Here is a 4,796-nt window from a genome sequence, read left to right as displayed (position 1 = left end):
CTTCTGACGGTGGCGTTCCGGCGTGATCGGCGCGACGACACCCCTCGTTCGGAGTGAAAATCAGTCGGGAAACGACCGCTCTTGCTGACTCGATGGAAATCCTGCTATCCCATGAGAGCGTGAGGCAAGTATGGGACGCAAGAGACCGACCATCCCCTGTCAGCGCTTCAAAGCGCGTGTTGCTGACTGGTCCGAGTGCGAAGGAACCCGAGAACTGGGCGCTACAGCCCGGGTGCCGCGCCGCGCGGCACCCGGGAAAGCCCGTATAGGTGATTCTCTGCCTCACGCACCGGCGTCCCGGAGTGATAGCAGATGTACCTTGGAATAGACATCCACAAACAGTACGCTCAAGTCGCTGTAATGGACGAAAACGGTGAGATTGACCGAGAGGTTCGCGTCGAGAACGCGAACCTCGACGAGATCGCCCAAGAGTACGCTGGGTCGGAAGCCGCGATCGAAGCAACTGGCAATTACTACCACATCCATGATACTCTCTCGGAGTATCTGGATGTGGTCGTTGCCAATCCGTCAGAGCTGAACCTCATCGCTAATGCGGATACGAAAACTGATCGCGTTGATGCGAAAGAACTCGCTCGACTGGTCCGGTTGGGATCTGTTCCAGAGAGCTACGTCCCATCTGAAGAGATCAGAGAGTGCCGCGCACTCGTGCGCGGCCGACACAAGTTGGTCGAGAACCGCAAAGACTACGCGAACAAGATTCACGGGCTACTCACTGATCACGGTATCACACGGAAGGTGAAGCCGTTGAGCGTGGGTGGTCGTGAGTTCCTTGAGGAACTCACTCTCCCAGCACCGTGGGACACGCTGCTTGAGACGTATCTCGAAGTGATCGAGACGTTCACCGACCAGATCGAACGTCTCGAGGTTGCGATCGAGGATCGAGCTGCGTCTCGCGAAGAGACGCAGCTCTTGATGACAATCCCAGGAGTGAGCTACTACTCGGCACTCCTGATCCACGCCGAGGTCGGTGAGATCGATCGGTTTGACGAAGACAAACAGGTGGTGAGTTACGCCGGACTAAATCCAGTGATCCGCGAGTCTGGCGACTCGCGGTTCGAAGGTGGCATCTCGAAGAAGGGGTCGGAGAAGTTGCGGTGGATTCTCGTCCAGTGTTCGCGCGTAGCAGTTCACAGAAGCGAAGACGAGTACTTGAGTCGGTTCTATCAGCGGCTAAAGAACCGAAAGAGCGGAAAGGAAGCAATCGTCGCAACGGCCCGGAAACTGCTCGTCTCGATATTTCACATGCTCGATCGTAAGGAGGTGTATGACCCACCAGGTGTGAGTGCGTGAGGGACGCCTGAGCGGCGTCCCTCACTGAGCGGGCATATGCGGTCGATGAGCGGCTGGTAGCCCTCCAGAGGCCACAAACAGCACCACACAGCACCGACCGCATGAGGATAGACCGCAACGCCCTCCGGTGGTTTTCTTCACCAAGCCGTATCAGCAGTAGATCACCCTAAAATCTATATCGATAGCGGTGGTTTACTCAGCCAGCAGGATTTCCATAGGTGACAGGGTGTGAGTTATCGGAGCTACAGAGACGACTATCAATTGCGCGGAATTCTTCCAGATAGGAAATAAAACACCGCAGTGATGGTGAGAGCAGGGATTACTGCGTCGAGAAGTTGTAGTTCTGTGAGAAAAATATCGATGATGAGCTGTGAGACAAGTGAGACACCGCCGGCAAAGAGGGCATATTCAATCCGAGATAAATTCCTAACCCACCGGTCGAGACGACCGTACAACTGCTTTGCACCAGCCATACGCCATCTGCAACTTCCATGCATAAAGATGGTCGAACCTTCATGGCCCTGTCGGGTCGGAGGGCTGACTCCCTGAGAATTCTCAAGAATGGTGTCGTGGGTTCCGCGAGATCATCTTGATGTTCGCCATCCCGAATATCGATCAAGACTGTGAGAAGCTGTGATCACCGCGCCATCCCTCTATTCAACATGGCCTATTTACAGAGGAAACATTTCGCTGTTGTTGTCGTGTCGGAACTTACGCCTTGCCAGAGTATCCCTGATTCTTGACCGAACCCAGTCAAACTACAGTAGACTCATTGTCATTCACCACGCTCACATATCGGTGGCATCCGAGCTTGGGTCCGATCTCTGTCTCAGGCCATTCTCGTTACGGAGTTGGCGATAAGCGTCAGTGAGGACAGCCATCTGATAGACGACCAGAATTGTGGTGAGGACAGCCGTGATGACTTGCGAGAATGCTGATCCGGACGGCACGGCGAGCCCGGATGCAAACGAAACGATCATGAAGAGGACTATCACCACAAGAAACAGCCCGAACAACCGCCAGCGATTCCCGGACGTAAGACTCCAGCTGTCCCGTATCGCACTGATGAACCCCTCATCTTCATCGGCGATATACACCGTCGTAAACAGCAAATTCACCGTCAGGAACAGCCCCGGAATCACTAAGATGATGAATCCGATCATCGTCAGTAAGCCAACGACGATCCCGGCAACAATCGAGTTGAGAACGACCCAGCCCATCCGTCGTGTGTAGCTCTCATGCGTGATAGTTTGCCGATCCGCAGCCATCACACGGATCAAGACGACAGTAATCACCTGAAATACAAGAAGGGCAACAAAAGCGAGTATACCAGCAGCCGTCGCCGACACAGGTAATGAAAGCGGTACAGATGGAGATTGAGTAGCACCAGCAGGGAGATCAAGTCCTGCGAGAAATGCTTCAGTGAGTGTGTTGGTCGAAGCGAGAAGCACGATCTGTCCGACACCAAGCAGGACGATAAACACAAGTCCGGCTTTCGTGAGTGTTTTCGAGACACCGTTACCGAGCGCACGCCTGATTTCTAGCACCATATTTCAAAACAACACCATAGGTGTGAAAAACATTACCCAAACGCTCAAACGATTGTCTCATGTGAACCGTTCTACTATCGAGGACTAACCGCAAGGATCACTCACAACCAGAGAACACTCTTTTACCCCGTCAATAGATACTAGTCTGCTGACAGAGCAACTCCGAACATGATCCGGGAGTAGGCGATACAATTTATGGATACAACGTGACATTAGCTACTGACGTTAGGTGTCTTCTGTGTGCCGAGTTTCTTCGACAACCATCCGCCAATCATTCCACCAATCAATCCTGCCAGTGCAGACATTCCGAGGATAACGAACCCGACGAATATCAAAAACACAGCCTCTAGAATCGGGGCTGACCATACTATCAGGGGACCATCTGGAATACCTATGAGTGTAGACAACCCCCAGACTACGATCGGTAATCCACCGATCACCCCCGCACTGATACCGGCATTCCGAGCGCTCACTGAACCATTCTTAGCAAGGAATCCGGCGAGAATTCCACCGAGAAGTATCATGTTCAGTGAGAGATAATCCCCCATCCCTGACCACCAATAGAGGCCAAATGTAAACGGTATCGAGATGAAGCCACCAATGAAGGCGTACTTCCACGTCTCTTTGGATTGGCGAGAAAGATAGCTATTCGAAGTCATTATTTCTCAACCGGATATGACTCTATACGTAAATAAAACCACTAGTCTATACTCCATCATCTTACGCGAACAGTTTCTCACGCAACTCTACGGGGTTTCACGTCGACAGAACGGCGATCCTCGAAAGTCACACGAGAGCACCGAGTTCGTGTGAATCTTCGCCGTTGGAGCTCCGGTTCGTATCCATTCACCGAGAGACGTCAGCCGCACGTACGACAAACGCACGCCATCGCGGCAGTTGCTCGGTCAACCAGCACGGGTGTGAGAATCTCGTGTGTCCGAGCCTGTCATGCGAATCCGAACAGACGGCAAGTTTGCCTATCGAGAGGAGTTTGTCGACAACGTCGCCGGTCTGCTCGGCGAGAACACGCGCGTCGGCGCAGTATTGCTCACCCACGTTCATATTGACCACTCCGACGGCCTGCCAGTCCTGGAAGCGCGCGACCTGCTCGCAACCGAGGTGACCGTCAATGAACGACCGACGAAATCCTCACCGGACAGCACAATGCTCTCCGGAATGCAAATGCCACATCGATCTCTTTTGAGAGCGCGATAGGCAGGCATGTGATGTGTTATACATTTTTGATTGAGTGATCTTTACGTGACTCNTCCCGGCCTATGCAGGTGGTTGTTGCACCGGGATTTGTGCAACGAGTAGAAGTAGCAAATAGCTTGTGGCCAATTAGCATACTGCCAAGTTTTCACATCGATTTTGTCGATCTTGAAATATGGGTGAACAAGTCTGATAGATATTCTCACATTCCCTGGCCCACACTCACACTAAGTAGCAACCGAGGGATTAATCGATGAAGGCTGANGAACAAGTCTGATAGATATTCTCACATTCCCTGGCCCACACTCACACTAAGTAGCAACCGAGGGATTAATCGATGAAGGCTGAGTGTACAGTGAATTCTGGTCGATACGAGAGGGAGCGTTGCGTGGCATTCATCCTTTTCCCATTGATTTCCCATAGTGATGCTATGAGTAATTGTGGTCGATCCAACATTCTACAACGAGAATAGCAATAATTAAACCAGAATGAATCAATCATCCGGTGGGACAGANATGCTATGAGTAATTGTGGTCGATCCAACATTCTACAACGAGAATAGCAATAATTAAACCAGAATGAATCAATCATCCGGTGGGACAGAGAAACATCAGGTAGCATCACACCCCGTCGCGTGCTCTCTGTCCTTTTGCGATACAGAACTTGGCTATTGCTCTCTATCTCAGGAGGTGCGTCGGATTCAAGCATCAATACGGCATAGCT

5 protein-coding genes are annotated in these 4,796 nt (G+C 51.9%); 2 read left to right on the top strand and 3 right to left on the bottom strand.

Going from position 1 to position 4,796, the window contains the following annotated elements:
- Positions 1 to 312: 312 nt before the first annotated feature.
- The gene (locus tag C448_RS03985; RefSeq protein ID WP_049916040.1) at positions 313 to 1,311 is read left to right on the top strand and encodes an IS110 family RNA-guided transposase; all 999 of its coding nucleotides are present in this window, start codon (positions 313 to 315) and stop codon (positions 1,309 to 1,311) included.
- 257 nt (positions 1,312 to 1,568) lie between these two features.
- Here the strand turns inward: C448_RS03985 and C448_RS15840 are convergent, their stop codons facing one another.
- From C448_RS15840 to C448_RS15835, 3 genes are all read right to left on the bottom strand, one after another.
- Positions 1,569 to 1,784: a hypothetical protein gene (locus C448_RS15840; RefSeq protein ID WP_152415514.1), complete on the bottom strand. Its 216-nt coding sequence runs from the start codon at positions 1,782 to 1,784 to the stop codon at positions 1,569 to 1,571.
- A 315-nt stretch (positions 1,785 to 2,099) separates the two neighbouring features.
- Positions 2,100 to 2,861 carry a hypothetical protein gene (locus C448_RS03980; RefSeq protein ID WP_239640516.1) on the bottom strand — a complete coding sequence of 254 codons (762 nt, stop codon included), beginning with the start codon at positions 2,859 to 2,861 and terminating at the stop codon, positions 2,100 to 2,102.
- A 212-nt stretch (positions 2,862 to 3,073) separates the two neighbouring features.
- Positions 3,074 to 3,520, bottom strand: coding sequence for a DUF5518 domain-containing protein (locus C448_RS15835; protein ID WP_160162773.1), 447 nt, complete (start codon positions 3,518 to 3,520; stop codon positions 3,074 to 3,076).
- 274 nt (positions 3,521 to 3,794) lie between these two features.
- Between C448_RS15835 and C448_RS15335 the strand changes: the two genes are divergently transcribed.
- Positions 3,795 to 4,076 carry a DUF7692 domain-containing protein gene (locus C448_RS15335; RefSeq protein WP_152415512.1) on the top strand — a complete coding sequence of 94 codons (282 nt, stop codon included), beginning with the start codon at positions 3,795 to 3,797 and terminating at the stop codon, positions 4,074 to 4,076.
- Positions 4,077 to 4,796 lie beyond the last annotated feature (720 nt).

The sequence above is a fragment of the Halococcus morrhuae DSM 1307 genome (assembly GCF_000336695.1).
Taxonomy (GTDB): Archaea; Halobacteriota; Halobacteria; order Halobacteriales; family Halococcaceae; genus Halococcus; species Halococcus morrhuae.
Note: the sequence above shows the minus strand (reverse complement) of the source record. Positions and strands in the feature narration are given on the sequence as shown.

Bases quoted from the DNA above. Each gene is read 5' to 3' on its own strand.
- C448_RS03985 (WP_049916040.1), top strand. From the start codon at position 313: ATGTACCTTGGAATAGACATCCACAAACAGTACGCTCAAGTCGCTGTA.
- C448_RS15840 (WP_152415514.1), bottom strand. From the start codon at position 1,784: ATGGCTGGTGCAAAGCAGTTGTACGGTCGTCTCGACCGGTGGGTTAGG.
- C448_RS03980 (WP_239640516.1), bottom strand. From the start codon at position 2,861: ATGGTGCTAGAAATCAGGCGTGCGCTCGGTAACGGTGTCTCGAAAACA.
- C448_RS15835 (WP_160162773.1), bottom strand. From the start codon at position 3,520: ATGACTTCGAATAGCTATCTTTCTCGCCAATCCAAAGAGACGTGGAAG.